Source organism: Microcoleus sp. S36b_A4 (assembly GCF_036700645.1).
Taxonomy (GTDB): Bacteria; Cyanobacteriota; Cyanobacteriia; order Cyanobacteriales; family Microcoleaceae; genus Microcoleus.
This window is the reverse complement of the sequence record NZ_JAUBPI010000023.1, coordinates 43,648-60,350: the sequence shown is the minus strand read 5'-3', so window position 1 is coordinate 60,350 and position 16,703 is coordinate 43,648. Positions and strand designations below refer to the sequence as shown.

Genomic DNA, 16,703 nt, shown 5'->3' with positions numbered 1-16,703 from the left:
GCCAGGTTAAAATAAACAGATGCAAATCTTGCATACGGTTCCACTTAAAATTATCACCACAGCATCGAGCGAGGCTAACAGGAAATAAACTATGGGTAAAGTAATTAGCGGTCAAATTTTTGTTGTAGACGACAACATCGATACAGATCAAATTATCCCGGCCGAATACCTGACCCTGGTTCCCTCGAAGCCGGATGAGTACGAGAAACTAGGCAGTTATGCGATGATTGGGTTGCCCGATCGCTACGGTAAGTTTATCGAATCCGGCGAACAGAAAACCCGGTATCCGATTATAATAGCGGGCGAAAATTTTGGCTGCGGTTCTTCGCGGGAGCACGCTCCGATAGCTCTGGGAGCCGCTGGCGTCACAGCAGTGGTGGCTTTGTCTTACGCACGCATTTTCTTTCGCAATTGCTCGGCTACTGGCGAATTGTACCCGATCGAATCAGTCGAGCGACTCTGCGACTTGTTTGTAACCGGCCAAGAAGTGACGATCGACTTTACAGCAGAGGTAATTGTCAACCACACTCTCGATCGAACTTTCTCGCTCAAACCTTTAGGAGAAGTAGGCCCCGTAATTGATGCCGGAGGATTGTTTGACTACGCGCGCCAGACGGGAATGATTGCGGCTCGCTCTTAACTGTTAAACCCCCTGCAATGTAGGGTGCACGGCTCTGCCGTCCACCTTACGAATATCTCTTTGCTCAAACCGCTCCCATCTAGGGTGCGTGGAAATTTTCTCAAATCGAGTCAATAAAATTCAATAAAATACGCTGGTGAGCAATGCCAAAAGGTCGCACATCTCCTGACTGCTCAGAATAGCATTTGCCGGCCCGAATCTGCTCCGGGGTCAACAACTTCATATCCCAACCCTCCAGCAAAACTAAATCCTTGACATCCGCACTAAGTTGTCCGTGAAAAACGTGGCGAACCACATCTTTTTCGACATCGCAACAGAAAAAAGAAACACTTGCAGGAGCATAGCAAATTTCCTCTGATAATTCCCGTAATACAGCCACTTGGGCAGTTTCTCCCGGTTCCAAGTGTCCGCCAAACAAAGCCCAATGTCCGGGATACCTGATATGAGGAATATCGTCTCGCAACTGACAGAGAAACTTGCCGTCTTGGTACAAAATCGCGATCGCAACGTGAATTTTAGTCATGTGTTATTAGTCAGTAGTCAGTAGTCATTAGTTATTAGTCATTAGTCATTAGTCATTAGTCATTAGTCATTAGTCATTAGTCATTATTTATTTAACACGAATACACGGATGAATTATGGAGTATTCCTCAGATATTAAATAAGGAAGAGGGAACAAAGAGCAATTATCAAATAACAAACAACAAATAACCAATGCCTATTTCCCCTTGTCTGAACTGGGAGTGCGCTTTAACTGTTCCATTTCCTCAACATAAATTTCACCTAAATCTTTTCCGGCTAATTCCTTCAGAGTAATACTCTTGTAGCGGACTTCTCCCTTCAGCAACACTTCATCCCCAAGCTGGGGCAAATCTTGCTTGGTTAAAATCCAAATACTGCCAGTACCATCCTCAAGTTGATAAGCCGCATTCCCCACAAACGGAGCACGATTTTCTACCTTTCCCCGAAGATAAACTTCAGCATCCACTTGCCGCTTTTGTTGAACGTCGCCAATGCTAGCCACATTAAAGCCAAGATTAAGTTGAGACAGAGGTAAATTGCCACAACTGAAAAAACCGCTGGCGAGGATTAGCGATAAAGAGCCGGTGCAGAATCTTTGAACCCAAACTTGCTTAATTGCAGTAGTCATTGGTCAACTGAGTTGAGATTTGAGATACGACTTACTTTAACAGAATCCCAAGAATTGATCGCAAGTAAGAAATTTCTCTAGTGTAGTCCTTGACGAGGATTAAGCTAAAATCTAAAATCGTCAGCCCCTAACCCAGAGTCTACAATGGATGCCAAAACTGCTCAAATACTAGATGGCAAAGCTTTAGCGACAAAGATTCAAACCGAGCTGAGCGATCGAGTCCGCACCCTACAACCCCAAAAGGGCCGTCCTCCCGGACTTGCGGTGCTGATGGTGGGCGACAACCCAGCTAGCGCAGCCTATGTTCGCAATAAAGAGCGAGCCTGCGCTAAAGTTGGCATAGCTTCCTTCGGCCAGCATTACCCCGCAAACGCTACTCAAGCCGAACTAGAACTTGCAATTCGTGCGCTCAACGAGGACGATCGAGTAGATGGCATTTTAGTGCAATTACCACTACCAGAGCACTTAGATGCAATTTCGCTGCTGTACCAAATTGCCCCCGACAAAGATGCTGACGGACTTCACCCAGTAAATTTAGGCCGTCTCGTGCGCGGGGAGGAAGGTTTGCGAAGTTGTACTCCCGCCGGAGTGATGCGGTTATTGCAGGAATACCAGATTGATTTGAAAGGAAAAAATGCCGTTGTATTGGGACGGAGTATTTTGGTAGGTAAACCTATGGCGCTGATGCTATTAGAAGCCGATTGCACTGTTACTGTCGCTCATTCGCGGACGAAAAACCTAGAATCGATTACCAGCCAAGCCGATATTCTAATCGCCGCCGTCGGCCGCACAGAAATGATTACAGCTAATATGGTCAAACCTGGATCAGTAGTAATTGATGTCGGTATTAACCGCGTCGTCAATCCAGACGGTACGAGTCGTTTGGCCGGAGATGTTGATTTTAATGCTGTTAAAACAGTAGCCGAATTTATCACGCCGGTGCCAGGAGGAATCGGGCCGATGACTGTTGCTATGCTTTTGGAAAATACGGTTTCGAGTTACAGTATCAAGTAGTCTTTAGTCATTAGAAGTACACCTAAGTTAGGGTGCGTCGCTGCTAAAAAATTGGGTGAAAAAATCGAGTTTTCAGGAAGCAACGCACCTACAAATATTGCAGTTAATGCTGTCAATCAAAAAAACACTTTCAAGCCTAGCTGACGCCAGAAAAGACTACGAGCTGCGATCAATGATGACTACATAATGAAAATTATCAAGTCTTTTTTCCCAGTCTGATTGAGATGCTCTTACCGTGATTGCGTGGAGTTGGATTTAGAATGGAAACGCTGGAGAACATAACCGCAAATAAATATCTCGTTGATGATCAGAGAAAGCTCTTCTTCCATGCATTATCCTAGTATTGTCAACCATTAGAATATCCCCTGCTTGCCAGGATATCTCTGTAGTTATTCTATCAGCCACTTCATTAAGCTCAGAAACAATATCATCAGTAATTTCTGAATTATCCTCAAAGAAAACAGTGTTTTTATATCTATGTTTTGCTGGCAATAAGCTGCTGATAAAGGTCGGATATTTCCCACATCTACTAGGATGTATTGCTGGACAAATATATTGAAGATCAATGGATTCATCGTCATTTATTTGCAACAATAAATTATTCCTTATACAGGTCTGTTCTACTACTTTTAAATCATTAGTTTTGTATTGCTTCTGCCAAGCATCTTTATTCAAATGACCAACATACTTTAGTTTTTTCTTGCTAAATAACTCTTTGAGGGGACTACTCAGTTCATTAAAAAATTGCCTCCCATCACATAATATTGTTTCACCATCTTGTGATGCTGGATGAGCACAGAAGAACCAAAGCATCAACGGAATATCTTGCTGATAGTACATTTCTCCATGTAATTTAATCTCGTCCTTAAAATCATTGACGCTTAAAATAGTTGCATTCCCATTAATTACTCGGCGATTAAAGACGCCTCCGGTGTAATCTAGAAAATCTTTACTAAGGGAGTTAGTGAATTGCGTAAAAGTGTCAACACTATTTTCAAACCCTCTAAACAGCAAGAAACCATAAGATTTAAACAGGTTAATAATTTCTTCCCTGTCCAGGTCTAAAATATTAATATTATCCGTATTGATGATTTGTTGACCAACATTTTTTGATAAAAGCTGTGTATTTACCTTCATATCTATCTCCTAGCTATTTTCTACTGTGTACAGAGCGTGGTTGAAACAATCAGTGCCGATTCATTGAGATTTCTAAATAGTCCTTGATTCAAAATACATCAAACCTGCTTTACTCCAGCAGTTCAGGTTGTTGATGTACGATTAATTCGTAAAGCGGTTGAAAGCTAAACCAGCCTACCTGATGTGAGCCTACCTGGCGCTGCGCCAGACGAGCATTGTCAGAGTCGATAAGGATGGGGGTGCCAGCCGCCTCTGCCATCAACTGCGCCTGACAAGAACGTTCCATTGCCACAAACCACCAAGCCGCTTCATCAACTGAATGACCCACCGTGAGTAGACCGTGGTTGCGGAGGATAATGGCTTTCTTCTCTCCTAGTGCTGTTGCTATGCGCTTGCCTTCCTGAAGCTGGAGAACTACTCCCGTGTAGTCATCAAACAGGCTGTGGTCTTCGTAGAAGGAACAGGCATCTTGGGTGAGGGGGTCGAGGAGACGACCGAGGCTAGACCAGCTTTTGCCGTAAATTGAATGAGCGTGTGCTGCTGCCACGACATCAGGACGGGCTGCATGAATTTGAGAATGGATTGCATAAGCTGCCGTGTTAATAGGCTTATGCCCCTCTATAACTTCACCCTCATGGTTCACCAGCAGCAGGTCGCTGACCCGGATGAGACTGAAGTGTTTACCCAACGGATTGACCCAGAAGCAATCCAGGTGTTCAGGGTCGCGGACGGTAATGTGTCCCGCGACGCCCTCACTAAACCCGAAGTGTCCAAACAGACGTAAGGCTGCTGCAAGGCGCTGCTTGCGATGACGGCGTTCTTCCTCGACCTTAGCAAAAGTCGGAGGATCAAAGATGGATTGAGGTTCTTTTTCTTTTAATGTAGGCATAGAAGGCGTGTCAACTGAATTTGACAGGGTTGGGTGATTTTAAGCTAATTTTGATCTTCATACACAATTTAAATAGGAATTTTTGACAGCAACAACGCGAATTCTGCGGTAATCTGCAATCCAATTACCATCGCGGTACAGCGCCGAGCGCAAACGTTCTTCAACTGCGTTAATTACCTGCGATCGCACATCATCAGACAACCCCGACAAAAACCCGCCAGCAAACATTTCAATCCAATTTACCATACCCGCGCTGCCACCTTCTAGGGGAGTCGGGCGATCGAACAAAACCGCATAACCCACATCAAATCCCTGCTTTTCCAAAAGCCCAGCATACTCGCCAATACTCGGAAAATACCAAGGATTAAGCGCTTCAGGCTCCTCGCAGCCAATTTCTGACAAAACACTCAAAAGTGCGCGGACGATCGCATCCACATTCCCCCTACCGCCAAACTCAGCCACAAAACACCCTCCCGGCTTCAGCGCTTTTTCCACACAATTAATCACAGCATCCGGCTGCTTAATCCAGTGCAAAACTGCATTAGAAAACACAGCATCTAACGGCTTTTCTACTTGAAAATTTCTCGCATCTGCGACGGAGAAATTAATGTGAGGATAGTTAACTTTTGCCGTGGAAATCATTGACAAAGATGAATCAAAACCTTGCACCAAAGCACCCGTTTGAGCAATTTTTTCAGTTAGCTGCCCCGTACCGCAGCCCAAATCCAGAATTTGTTCACCCGCCTTCGGATCTAGTAACTCCAAAAGCGATTCACCGTACCGCCAAACAAAAGCATGATTTCCCTCATAAAGAGCGGTATTCCAAGAATTTTGTGCCATGATAACTACCCTAAATCTGTCTTCTATTTATCTGTTTTATCTATTTTCTCTGTGTTCCCTGCGGTTAACAAAAAACCTTCTTCACACAACCAATCAAATTATTTGTTAGCGAGTTGGGCGATCGCACTTCCATCAATACGGCAAACCCTAATATTTTCCAAAATCCGCGCTCCCTGCTTTTGATAAAAAGCAATTCCCGGCGCATTGCCAGTATTAACAGTCCATTCCATTCGCCCGCAATTTGTGGACTCAGCAATTCGTGCCAAAGACTTTAACAGTGCTGTACCGACTCCCATACCGCGCATAGGAGCTATGACAAATAAATCATCAAGCCAAAGACACGGCTGCGTCAATAAACTTGAATATGAGAAATAAAAAAGAGCAAAGCCTACCGCTGTTCCTGCAACTTCAGCCAACAAAACCCGCACTAGCGGAGGCTGGCAAAACAAGGTTTCCTGCAATTTATCGGCTGTTGCTTTCAACAGATTTTTACATCCATCAAACTCGCTTTTTTGTGAAATAAAATCCAGGATTAATTCCAAATCTGCCAGCTCTGCTTCTCTAATTTTGATATCCAAATTAGCCATTGTTTAATTCTCAATTCGCCTATTAATCACTGTATTAAATGCCATCATAAATGTCCAATATATGTTTAACTAACAACTTATACTTTTAAAATATAAATGATTGGGGAGCTATGGAACTTCGGCATTTGCGTTATTTCATTGCAGTTGCAGAGGAACTGAATTTCACTCGTGCAGCGGCAAAACTGCATATTGCTCAACCTCCACTGAGTCAACAAATCCAGCATTTAGAGGCAGAGTTGGGGTTTCAACTGTTTCGCCGCACCAAGCGGACGGTGCAGTTAACGGCAGCGGGACAGGTTTTTTTCGAGGAAGCCGGGAAAATTCTGCAGCAAGTCGATCGAGCAATTCAACTCGGCCGGCAGACAAGTCGCGGCGAACTCGGCCAACTGACGATCGGCTTTGTGAGTTCTGCAGCACACAACGTGGTTCCAGCCATTTTGCAGGCGTTTCGCACTCGGTGTCCCGCCGTCAAGCTCGAACTGCACGAACTGACGACAAACGAACAGTTGCAGCGGCTGCGATTCGGGCAAATTGATATCGGCTTCGTGCGTCCTCCGGTTGAGGAAGATGGGATAAATTCTGAAATCATTTTTCGAGAACCGCTGATCGTGGCACTGCCAGAAACACATCATTTGGTCGATCGCACGCATCTTGAATTACGCGAACTTTCCACGGAACCGTTCATCCTATTTCCCCGTTCCCAGGCTCCGGGATTGTACGATGCGATCGTCAGTCTTTGTCAGCAAGCAGGTTTTAGCCCGATCGCAGCTCAAGAAGCAATTCAAATGCAAACCATTGTGAGTCTGGTAGCCGCCGAGATGGGAGTGGCGATCGTCCCTGAGTCGATGCAAAATTTTCAGCGCAGCGGGGTTGTTTACAAATCTTTGCCAGAATCAACCTGCATTGTGGCGATCGCTCTAATTTGGCGCAGCGATCCAACGGCGGCGGTGCAGCGGTTTTTGGAAGTCGCCAGACAGCAGCAGCGGATTTGAGATTTGATATTTGAGATTTTGACATCCTCCCCGGCCGTACCGCAGGATTCCAAGAATCACTTCTTGGGCTTCCTCTTTCCACGACTCGGCTTACATTGAGGAGTTGCCTCACCAATGCAGAGGTCGATGTCTCCAGAGGCGTTTAACGTTCCCATGTGCCCCACGGTACGGAGTGCTAACTCAAGTATGTTAATTGCTGCATTCCAGTCTCGGTCTATTACAAAACCACAATGGTGACAGCGATGTGTTCTTTGACTCAAAGACTTCTTGATGACTTCCCCACAGTTGGAACAGTTTTGAGAAGTGTAGTGCGGTGGTACGGCAACCGTTACCACACCAAACACCTTGCCAAAATATTCTAACCATTGACGGAAAGCCGACCACGCAGCATCAGATATAGACTTTGACAGTTGTCTGTTTCTAACCATGTTACGCACCTGCAAGTCCTCATAGGCAACCAAGTCGTTAGACTGGATGACGCATCTTGCCAACTTCACGGCAAAATCTTTACGCTGCCTACTTACCTTGAGGTGCTTTCGACTCAGGCGATTTCTCGCTTTGACTCTGTTTTTCGACCCTTTGGTGGTGCGAGAAAATTTACGACTAAGACGCTTTATCGCTTTCTCGGACTTTCTCAGATGACGGGGGTTCTCGATTGTCTGACCGTCAGAATCGGTGTAGAAGTGAGTCAATCCAACATCCAGTCCAACAGTCTTACCCGTTGGCTTTCTCTTCTCTACCCGTTCTTGGTCAAGGCAAAACTGAACGTAGTACCCATCAGCTCTACGAACAACACGCACTCGCTTAATCTGCTTAAACTGGTAGAAGTGCAGGTCACGAGTTCCCCACATCTTGAAGCTTCCGGCTTCAAACCCATCAGTGAAGGTGATAGTTCGTCTATCGAACGACAACTTCCAGCCCGTTGTTTTATATTCAACAGAGCCATGTGTTTGATGCTTCTTAAAGCGTGGAAAGCCTTTCTTCCCAGGCTTGTTTTTTTTGCAGTTGTCATAAAACCGAGCGATAGAACTCCAAGCCTGATCGGCAGAAGCTTGTCGAGCTTGGGAATTAAGTTTGCCGGCGAACGGAAACAATGCGGCGAGAACAGCGCAATAGGCGCTCAACTCGTACTTACCCATCCCCTTGTTGTCCAACCAGTATCTAAGGCAGCTATTGCGGACAAAGCGAGCAGTACGAATGGCTTCATCGAGCCGCTCGTACTGCTCGCTTTGTCCCTCTAGTTTTGCCTCAAAAACAAGCATACTTACGCTGACATAACTAGCGTAAGTATACCACAGTTAAAGAAAGCCATCCTAGAAGGACGGGGCTTTAAACCCATTATTTTTGGTAAATTTTAGATTAACTGGCAATTTGACAAACTTATCAAAACTCAAAGATTTTCTGTGCAACAACACCCGTAGAATGATTAATTGATGCTCGGAGTTCGAGCAACTACTGCCGTAAAAGTCGGCACGATGCGACCCCAACGGCTCACAATATCCCATATAAATATTAAGTACAAGAGAGCAAGGGATGGTATTGGCAACAGAAATGGGTTCGTCCCAACCGGAATCCTCTTTCGATTTATCTACTTATCTAGTCCATCGAAAAGAGGCGATCGAGGTAGCTCTCGACAGTGCACTCCCGGTCATCTACCCAGAGAAAATCTACGAAGCAATGCGCTACTCGCTGCTAGCGGGGGGCAAGCGCCTGCGTCCGATCCTGTGTCTGGCTAGCTGCGAACTGGCCGGCGGCACTACATCTATGGCAATTCCGACAGCTTGCGCTTTGGAAATGATCCACACGATGTCGCTGATTCACGACGATTTGCCGGCAATGGACAATGACGACTACCGGCGCGGCAAACTGACGAACCACAAAGTCTACGGCGAGGATATTGCCATTTTGGCTGGCGATGGTTTGTTGACCTATGCTTTTGAATTTATCGCCACTAAAACTGAGAACGTACCCCCCCAACAGGTGTTGCAGACGATCGCCCATTTAGCGCGGGCATCGGGTTCTGCTGGACTCGTAGGCGGTCAGGTGGTTGATTTGGAATCGGAAGGAAAGACAGATGTTTCTCTGGAAACTTTGAATTACATTCACGCTCATAAAACAGGCGCGCTGTTAGAAGCCTGCGTAGTTTGTGGGGCAATTCTGGCTGGTGCCTCGGCTCCCGATTTGCAGCGGCTGTCTCGTTTCGCTCAAAATATTGGGTTGGCTTTCCAGATCATTGACGACATTTTGGATATTACTGCTACCCAAGAAGAACTGGGCAAAACTGCTGGCAAAGATGTTCAAGCAGGAAAAGTCACTTATCCCAGTTTGTGGGGAATTGAGGAGTCTCGGCGCCAAGCCTCGCAGCTTGTTGCTGATGCTAAGGCTCAATTGGCAGTGTTTGGGAGCAAAGCTCTACCGCTGCTGGCTATCGCCGATTTTATTACCAGCCGCAGTAACTAGAAATACTAAACACTATGCAGGAAATTTGCAGCGGCATATTCAACAATCATGTACTCGTGGTTGCTTTGCTCGCTTGTCTGGCGGCTCAGATCATGAAGTTGCCGATCGAGTTGGTCAAAAATCGCAAGTTTAATCTTCAGTATTTGGTAACAACGGGGGGAATGCCCAGCGCTCACTCGTCTTTTGTGGGCGCTTTGGCTGCTGGAGTGGGACAAACGATGGGATGGGAAAGTCCGGACTTTGCGATCGCTGCGATCTTTGCAATTATTGTGATGTACGACGCAGCAGGCGTTCGCCAAGCTGCAGGCAAGCAAGCTCGCATCCTCAACCAAATTATTGACGAGTTTTTTGAGGAAGATCACAACCTTAATGAGGCTCGCCTGAAAGAGTTGCTGGGACACACTCCTTTTCAAGTGCTTGTAGGTTTGGGGCTGGGAATCACGATTGCTTGGATTGCAGGGCCTGCATATTAAGTTTTAAGTACGGAGTAAATTTGGGGCAGTGGTGTTTTTTGACGAGTAGGAGGTAAAAGTTGGCGGCGGGGATTAATTGTTCGGCAACTCATCCCTCTCTAGCTCAGAAAAGCACCCGAACTTTTTGGAAGTTTATGGCAATGCCTATCCCCTAATTAAGCACTTCCAAAAGTTCAAAAAGTTTTTTCACTTCCCACTCCTTGGAATTGTTTTGCTATGCTGCAAAGACTATATGTACACAACTTCAGATGCCTAGAAAACTTTGAACTGCCCATAAAGGGAATGCCATCTGCTCTCTTGATTGGAAAAAATGGTGCAGGTAAATCAACTACTGCCTCTGCATTAGAAGTTCTTCAGAAGATTTGTCGAGGCATCAATAGAATGCGCGACCTTGAAAAACTTAACCTTATTAGCTCGAAAGATTTCGCTCGTGGAAGGTCTGATGTTCCGATCCGGTTTGAAATAGAAGTATTACTCGAAGATAAATTATACAAATATGTCCTTGCCTTAGATTTACCAGAAAAATTTAGAGAGCTTCGAGTTTTTGAAGAGCAACTGCTCGTTGCAGGAGATCCAATTTACTCTCGAAAAGAAGCCCAAGTCACTCTTCACACCAGCTCCCAAAATCGTGAAGCTCAGTTTCGGGTTGATTGGCATCTTGTTGCCCTGCCAGTAATTCAGGAGCAATCTGAGGCTGATCCGCTTCATATTTTCAAAACTTGGCTTGCTCGCATGATCATTTTAGCCCCGATTCCCAGCTTGATGACTGGAGACTCAAACGGTGAAACTTTGGAGCCAAAGCGAGATGGTTCAAACTTTGGGGAGTGGGTTTCTGGGTTACTTAGTCGCTATCCTGCCGCCTACACACAGGTTGATAAATATCTCCGAGAAGTCATGCCTGACATTCAGGATTTTCTGAATGAACTAATCGGCAAAGACTCGAAAAGCATGATTGTTCGGTTTGAAGCAAATAATGCCAATCTGAGTATTGAATTTAATGACTTATCTGACGGGGAGAAATGCTTTTTTCTTTGCGCTGTTGTCTTGGCTGCAAACAAATTTTATGGTCCCCTTTTTTGCTTCTGGGACGAGCCAGATAACTATCTATCCTTATCGGAGGTTGGACATTTTGTAATGTCTCTGCGACGCTCATTTAAAAATAGCGGTCAAATCTTAGTGACATCGCATAATCCTGAAGCAATCCGCAAGTTTTCAAATGAAAATACCTTTGTATTAGATCGCAAAAGCCACTTAGAGCCAACTTTAGTCAGACCGCTGAGTGAGATGTCTGTTAAAGGCGACCTGATAAATGCCTTGATTGGTGGCGACATAGAGCTATGAGTAATAAGTATAAACCGCACATTCATGTGTTGGCCGAAGATGATGCTAATCGCCAGATTGCCAACGGATTTCTTCTTGCGCCAAACCTTAATAACCGTGCTGTTAAAGTCCTGCCACTTCCTGGTGGTTGGAAAAAAACTGTGGAGGAATTCACGAAGAAGTATGCGTCTGAAATGCGACAATTACCACAAAGAATGATGGTTTTGCTCATTGATTTCGATGATAATGAAAATCGGTTGAGTTATGTAGAAAGTAATATTCCCGATGATCTAAAAGCAAGAGTATTCGTGCTGGGAGTGCTATCTGAACCAGAGAATCTAAGGACAGACATCAAAAAGACTTTTGAGGAGATTGGAGAAGCTCTGGCAAAAGATTGTTCTGACAACACAAATGAGTTATGGGGACATAATCTTCTCAAACACAACAAAGGAGAATTAGATCGTATGGCTTCATTTGTAAAACCATTGCTCTTTAAATAAATAGACCAAAAGCTCGCGCACGCTACTTAAATGTCAGGTGCGCGACGGCCAATAATTTAGCTGAGTGTAGCTCGCTCAAAAGTCGCGCACCCTAATGACTACTGACCGAATTCTGCTTGCAGAATATCGTCATTATCATCGGCGATCGTGGCGACAATAGTAATAACCCGAGAAATTTCCCCTGCCGAGATTTCGGCGATGGTTCGAGTCGATATTACCGCAACTTGATTGTCAACAATGGCAAAATGAGATTCCAAAGTAGACAGCCAATTCATTTCTAGAAGTTTCCGCATTAATTGAGCTTCATTCTTCGCTGGCAACTGCAGTACAAAAGCCCAAACAGTCAAAGTATCCTCTTCGGTTTCGCCGGTGAGTTGCACGAACACTTCAACACTGCCGTACTTAAACTTCCAAAGATGTCCGCCAGCTTCATTTTGACCGACCATCACTTTTTGGTCTACAGCCATGCTGGCGATGACAGTTTCAATTTCTTCTGCATAGGTGACGGCTGTGGCTTTTTCGACCTGCTCAGAGGCGATCGCGCTTTCACTCGATAGGCTTTCTGCGGAAGCTGTTTGTATGTTCGGCTCGCTGGTAGTCATAATTATATTTAGATGGAAAACTATTCCAATAATTAGTTTACTTGCTAAAGCTTAAAATTATGACTTTAAATAACTGGTTCCGAGGCTATGCCTGGGAACCAGTAGATATCGCTTGTTTTCGGAGGCAGACGCAAGTTTGACTTGCAGAGCGGTTTCAACCAGGTTCGCGATCGTATTTAAGCCTTGGGCTTAGCCGCCGCCGGCTTCTTCTCAATGGTATTCAAGCCGTTGAGGAACATGGGCACCAATTTCTCCATAAATGCCTGCGGGTCGCGGTTCCAGGCGCGCTGAGCTACATCGACTCTGGTCATTTGTAGGTCGGGGGCCAGCAGGCTTGCGGGCAAGCGTTCCATCAGGTATTGCGGGCGTTCCCACATCGGCATGGTGTTGGCAATGTCTACCAGGCGGGTGACGCGGCGGAGTTCTGCCCCCAGCATGATATCCATTCCCGATTCAAAAGCTGCTTGTTCGATCGCGACATACTTGCGCTTTGCCTGTTCCACCTTCTGGCGGTGTTCCGGGCTTTTGGCAGCTATGGACCCCAGCCAGCGGTTTCCCCAGCGGACGTGACCAGCTTCTTCTGGAAAAATCTTTTCGATGGTTTCGCGGATTTTGACGTTTTCTGCGGTTTGGGGAGCCTGTTTGAGGGCGTGGATGTGCGCTGAGAAGTATTCGCAGCCGCGCTTTTCGGTGACATTGATTGCGGCTAAAACTGCAATTATACCGTCATCGAGGTTGCGGTATTGCTCTTTGTTCAGCAGGCGGTCAAATTCGTCAATGTAGGAGATTCCCGGCGGCGTTCCCACATTTTGGCCGAGGTCTACCAGCAAGTCGGTGAGCCACATCGCGTGTCGCGCTTCGTCGGAAATATGCCGGGAGAGGTCGCGCACGAGTTCGGCAGGTTCCCCGTCTAGCCGTTCGATCACGTCGGTGAGGTCTTTGCAACTGCGCTGTTCGCTGTAGCGGTAGCGGTTGAGGGTGATCAGGTGAATTTCGCGATCGCGCACTACATTAGCTAAAATTTCGCGCGCTCCCATAGCGTTGCGAAGCTTGCGGGGATAGGCAACAGTCATGCTTTTATGTTGTTTTGTAAAGATACTTATATAAGTGTAACGCACTTTTTTCGACAACCAATTACCTCCCAAGGCAGAAAGTTATTGTTTAGCACGGAGATTCAATTTTATACAGACAATTTTTTTACTAGCCCAACCAACGAAAATAATTTGGTGTTGCGAGCCCTACCATTTTAGATGTTAGATTTTAGATTAAAAATGACTGATGACTATCAGGGTTGGGAGCTTTTATACAGTTAGATTATTTTTTTAAACTGCTATCACGCAAGGGTGGCGCGGATCGCAGAAAGCAATCTCACGCACTCAAAACTCTTCAGGTTCCGTCGAGTCTGAAGCCTCAACACTAGCAGACTCTTGTTGAAATTTTCGCGCCTCTTCTACTTCTAACCTAGCCAAAGTTGTCGCCACATCGGCTAACTGTAAAGCCAGATTCATCCGACAAACCGGGTTTTTTTCCCTCCAGAGGTCTTTGGCCAAGAAATGTACTCGATAACGAAACATTTTAATTGAATTTGGCGGAGTAACTTTCACGGTCATAGTCTTTCTTCGGTTGAAGTTTGAATGCGGAGCAGCACCCGTTCTAGCTCCAGGTAAACAAATGTCAGCATGATTACTTTATCTTCATCGGTGATTGTAACACTACAAGTTGCCGATCGAGGTTCAACGCCTTCGTGCCTGACAACTACAGTATATTTTCCCGGCTTCAGGTTATCAAAATTCACATCAGCTTCAAACAGGTCAACTGTCTCCTCGGCCAGCACTCGTCCTTCTTGAGTCAGTAAAGTGACAAACGCAATGCCGTCAACTGAAGTCATGGCGACGTTACTCTGATTGCGGATCATCACAAAAATATCGGACATCGTTTGGTCATTGTTAATTGCTAATTGCTAATTTAGAATGAGTGCAGAATCTCACAAAAGAAGGAGCATAAATACAGTGAATCCTTTCAAGTTTTTGCTAATTTTGACTGTTAGTGCAGCGGTTCTCGGTTTGGGAAAAAGTGGGGCCGTAGCTGCTATCTCAAATATCTCTGAGATTGAGCCTGGTTTGCAGCTTCACGGCGTGCGGGTTGCTCAAAGGGACGATCGCAATTTAAGCAACTCGAAAGGTACATTAAAAGAAGGCAGTGCCCTCTCTATCGATCCTGATGAAGTTACGGGCATACCAAAAGCTGAGGCGCGACAACGTTTCATTTTGAATAAGATATATCGGGTTCAGGAAGGCACTACCGCTGACGATTTGTTTATTGTTGATGAGAAAGCAAATAAATGGGCTGTAGAGGATGTCTCTGAGGCTACAATGGGCCCTACTACTAACAGCGTTGCCCAGATAGTGTCGGGTAACGGGAGAGTCTGGGCGTTGATCCAGAAGTTCTAAACTTCAAAAAAACGCCGCTTTTAAGGGCGGCGTTCTTATTAATTAAAAATCACAGGTTAAAAATGGTATAATTACCAGTTTTAACTTTTAATTTTTAATGTTTAATTTTCTAACAGTCGTAGTAGAGAGCAAACTCGTAGGGGTGAGGACGCAGCCGCATCGGGTTGACTTCATTGTCGAGTTTGTAGGAAATCCAGGTTTGGATGAAGTCTTCGGTAAATACGCCTGTTTCAGTTAAGAAACTGTGGTCTTTTTCTAAAGCTTCTAAAGCGCCTTCCAAGGAACCGGGAGTCGAAGGAATTTTGCTCAATTCTTCAGGGGAAAGGTCGTAGATATCCACGTCCAAAGGTTCGCCCGGATCGATTTGATTCTTGATGCCGTCTATGCCGGCGCACAGCATGGCTGCAAATGCTAAATAGGGGTTGGATGTAGCATCGGGACAGCGGAATTCTAACCGCTTGGCTTTGGGGTTGGTTCCCGACAACGGAATCCGCACGGATGCCGATCGATTTCCTTGAGAGTAAGCTAAGTTTACAGGCGCTTCAAAACCAGGAACTAAGCGCTTGTAGGAATTGGTGGTGGGATTGGTGAGTGCCAAAAGTGCCGGTGCGTGCTTGAGAATGCCGCCAATGTAATGCAGTCCCATTTGACTGAAACCAGCATATTGATCGCCTGCAAATAGAGGTTGACCGTCTTTCCAAATCGACTGGTGAACGTGCATCCCGGAACCGTTATCGTTAAATAGCGGTTTGGGCATGAAGGTGATGGTTTTGCCGTATTTTTTGCCGACGTTTTTGATTACGTATTTGTAAGTCAGCAAGTAGTCGGCTGCTTGTACTAAAGTGGCAAAGCGGAAACCGAGTTCGCATTGACCGCCGGTGGCGACTTCGTGGTGGTGCTTTTCGATGGGTACGCCGCATTTTGCCATTGTCAGCAGCATTTCCGTTCTCATGTCTTGAGAGGTATCGGTTGGTGCTACTGGGAAATAACCTTCTTTGTAACGCGGTTTGTAGCCGAGGTTGCCGCCTGCTTCTTCTTTGCCGGAATTCCAGCGACCTTCGATCGAATCTACGTAATAGTACCCGGAATTTTGGGTTTGGTCGAAGCGAACGTCGTCAAAAATAAAGAATTCTGCTTCCGGGCCAAAGAATGCTGTATCGCCGATACCGGTCGTAAGCAAGTAGTCTATGGCTTTTTGGGCAATGGTGCGGGGACAGCGACTGTACGGTTCGCCGGTGCGAGGTTCTTTGATGCTGCAAATGAAGCTGATGGTCGGTTCTGCCATGAACGGGTCCATCCAAGCGGTGGTCGGATCGATGACCATCGTCATGTCTGATTCGTTGATGGCTTTCCAGCCCCGAATGCTGGAACCGTCGAAGGGTACGCCGTCTGTGAATGCAGTTTCGTCGATTTGGTCGTGGTACAGGGAAAGGTGTTGCCAGATCCCCGGCATATCGATGAATTTGAGGTCAACGATCTGGATCTTATTTTCTTTTATGTAGTTTAAGGCTTCTTGGGGTGTCTGGAACATGACTTACTCCTGATATTGGTTGTTTCTTGGCGATCGGCCGATTTCAGACTGTTTGGGCGATCGTAGGCCTTCAGTATCCACTATTTTGTATCTAGGGCTACAAAATTCTGAAATAGGG

General features: G+C 45.8%; 20 protein-coding genes. 8 read left to right on the top strand and 12 right to left on the bottom strand.

Features of this window, described 5'->3' with window-relative positions; genetic code table 11:
• Positions 1-91 precede the first annotated feature (91 nt).
• On the top strand, positions 92-640 hold the full coding sequence (locus tag QUA03_RS09965) for a LeuD/DmdB family oxidoreductase small subunit (protein WP_333042404.1): 549 nt from the start codon (positions 92-94) through the stop codon (positions 638-640).
• 100 nt (positions 641-740) lie between these two features.
• On the opposite strand, the gene QUA03_RS09960 is transcribed toward QUA03_RS09965, so the two are convergent.
• Together QUA03_RS09960 and QUA03_RS09955 are read right to left on the bottom strand one after the other, a co-directional pair.
• Positions 741-1,163 (bottom strand): NUDIX hydrolase, encoded by a 423-nt coding sequence (locus QUA03_RS09960; RefSeq protein ID WP_333211695.1) that lies wholly within the window; start codon positions 1,161-1,163, stop codon positions 741-743.
• A gap of 195 nt (positions 1,164-1,358) precedes the next feature.
• Complete coding sequence (locus tag QUA03_RS09955) at positions 1,359-1,790, bottom strand: DNA-binding protein (protein ID WP_333165902.1); 432 nt, start codon at positions 1,788-1,790, stop codon at positions 1,359-1,361.
• Between the two features lie 144 nt (positions 1,791-1,934).
• On the opposite strand from QUA03_RS09955, the gene folD reads away from it, so the two are divergent.
• Positions 1,935-2,804: a bifunctional methylenetetrahydrofolate dehydrogenase/methenyltetrahydrofolate cyclohydrolase FolD gene (folD, locus tag QUA03_RS09950; protein ID WP_333211694.1), complete on the top strand. Its 870-nt coding sequence runs from the start codon at positions 1,935-1,937 to the stop codon at positions 2,802-2,804.
• A gap of 255 nt (positions 2,805-3,059) precedes the next feature.
• On the opposite strand, the gene QUA03_RS09945 is transcribed toward folD, so the two are convergent.
• From QUA03_RS09945 to QUA03_RS09930, 4 genes are all read right to left on the bottom strand, one after another.
• Entirely contained in the window at positions 3,060-3,941 is an 882-nt protein-coding gene (locus tag QUA03_RS09945; protein WP_333211693.1) for a TauD/TfdA family dioxygenase, read from the bottom strand.
• Between the two features lie 109 nt (positions 3,942-4,050).
• A complete protein-coding gene (locus tag QUA03_RS09940; protein ID WP_333211691.1) occupies positions 4,051-4,830 on the bottom strand; it encodes a class II aldolase/adducin family protein in 780 nt (259 codons plus the stop codon).
• Positions 4,831-4,887: 57 nt separating this feature from the next.
• Complete coding sequence (locus QUA03_RS09935; RefSeq protein ID WP_333211689.1) at positions 4,888-5,670, bottom strand: methyltransferase domain-containing protein; 783 nt, start codon at positions 5,668-5,670, stop codon at positions 4,888-4,890.
• A 98-nt stretch (positions 5,671-5,768) separates the two neighbouring features.
• Complete coding sequence (locus QUA03_RS09930; RefSeq protein ID WP_333211687.1) at positions 5,769-6,257, bottom strand: GNAT family N-acetyltransferase; 489 nt, start codon at positions 6,255-6,257, stop codon at positions 5,769-5,771.
• Positions 6,258-6,367: 110 nt separating this feature from the next.
• Between QUA03_RS09930 and QUA03_RS09925 the strand changes: the two genes are divergently transcribed.
• The gene (locus QUA03_RS09925) at positions 6,368-7,249 is read left to right on the top strand and encodes a LysR family transcriptional regulator (RefSeq protein ID WP_333211685.1); all 882 of its coding nucleotides are present in this window, start codon (positions 6,368-6,370) and stop codon (positions 7,247-7,249) included.
• 56 nt (positions 7,250-7,305) lie between these two features.
• Here QUA03_RS09925 and QUA03_RS09920 read toward each other — a convergent pair whose 3' ends face one another.
• Positions 7,306-8,511 carry a transposase gene (locus tag QUA03_RS09920; protein WP_333211683.1) on the bottom strand — a complete coding sequence of 402 codons (1,206 nt, stop codon included), beginning with the start codon at positions 8,509-8,511 and terminating at the stop codon, positions 7,306-7,308.
• A 271-nt stretch (positions 8,512-8,782) separates the two neighbouring features.
• Between QUA03_RS09920 and crtE the strand changes: the two genes are divergently transcribed.
• From crtE to QUA03_RS09900, 4 genes are all read left to right on the top strand, one after another.
• A complete protein-coding gene (gene crtE, locus QUA03_RS09915; RefSeq protein ID WP_333211682.1) occupies positions 8,783-9,709 on the top strand; it encodes a geranylgeranyl diphosphate synthase CrtE in 927 nt (308 codons plus the stop codon).
• 14 nt (positions 9,710-9,723) lie between these two features.
• A complete protein-coding gene (locus tag QUA03_RS09910) occupies positions 9,724-10,182 on the top strand; it encodes a divergent PAP2 family protein (RefSeq protein ID WP_190658220.1) in 459 nt (152 codons plus the stop codon).
• Between the two features lie 216 nt (positions 10,183-10,398).
• Positions 10,399-11,523: an AAA family ATPase gene (locus QUA03_RS09905; protein ID WP_333211681.1), complete on the top strand. Its 1,125-nt coding sequence runs from the start codon at positions 10,399-10,401 to the stop codon at positions 11,521-11,523.
• Positions 11,520-12,002 carry a hypothetical protein gene (locus tag QUA03_RS09900; RefSeq protein ID WP_333211679.1) on the top strand — a complete coding sequence of 161 codons (483 nt, stop codon included), beginning with the start codon at positions 11,520-11,522 and terminating at the stop codon, positions 12,000-12,002. Before QUA03_RS09905 ends, QUA03_RS09900 begins: the two co-directional genes overlap by 4 nt.
• A 98-nt stretch (positions 12,003-12,100) precedes the next feature.
• Here QUA03_RS09900 and QUA03_RS09895 read toward each other — a convergent pair whose 3' ends face one another.
• The 4 genes from QUA03_RS09895 to QUA03_RS09880 form a co-directional block, all read right to left on the bottom strand.
• Complete coding sequence (locus QUA03_RS09895) at positions 12,101-12,604, bottom strand: YbjN domain-containing protein (RefSeq protein ID WP_333211678.1); 504 nt, start codon at positions 12,602-12,604, stop codon at positions 12,101-12,103.
• Positions 12,605-12,780: 176 nt separating this feature from the next.
• Positions 12,781-13,677, bottom strand: a complete 897-nt coding sequence (locus tag QUA03_RS09890; protein WP_333211677.1) for a ferritin-like domain-containing protein — start codon at positions 13,675-13,677, stop codon at positions 12,781-12,783.
• A 303-nt stretch (positions 13,678-13,980) separates the two neighbouring features.
• Positions 13,981-14,214, bottom strand: coding sequence for a hypothetical protein (locus QUA03_RS09885; protein WP_333084936.1), 234 nt, complete (start codon positions 14,212-14,214; stop codon positions 13,981-13,983).
• Positions 14,211-14,537 (bottom strand): hypothetical protein, encoded by a 327-nt coding sequence (locus QUA03_RS09880; RefSeq protein WP_333084935.1) that lies wholly within the window; start codon positions 14,535-14,537, stop codon positions 14,211-14,213. The genes QUA03_RS09885 and QUA03_RS09880 overlap by 4 nt, the downstream gene beginning before the upstream one ends.
• Before the next feature lie 37 nt (positions 14,538-14,574).
• Between QUA03_RS09880 and QUA03_RS09875 the strand changes: the two genes are divergently transcribed.
• Positions 14,575-15,054, top strand: coding sequence for a hypothetical protein (locus tag QUA03_RS09875; protein ID WP_333211676.1), 480 nt, complete (start codon positions 14,575-14,577; stop codon positions 15,052-15,054).
• A 109-nt stretch (positions 15,055-15,163) separates the two neighbouring features.
• Here the strand turns inward: QUA03_RS09875 and glnA are convergent, their stop codons facing one another.
• Positions 15,164-16,585: a type I glutamate--ammonia ligase gene (glnA, locus tag QUA03_RS09870; protein ID WP_333211674.1), complete on the bottom strand. Its 1,422-nt coding sequence runs from the start codon at positions 16,583-16,585 to the stop codon at positions 15,164-15,166.
• Between the last annotated feature and the right edge of the window lie 118 nt (positions 16,586-16,703).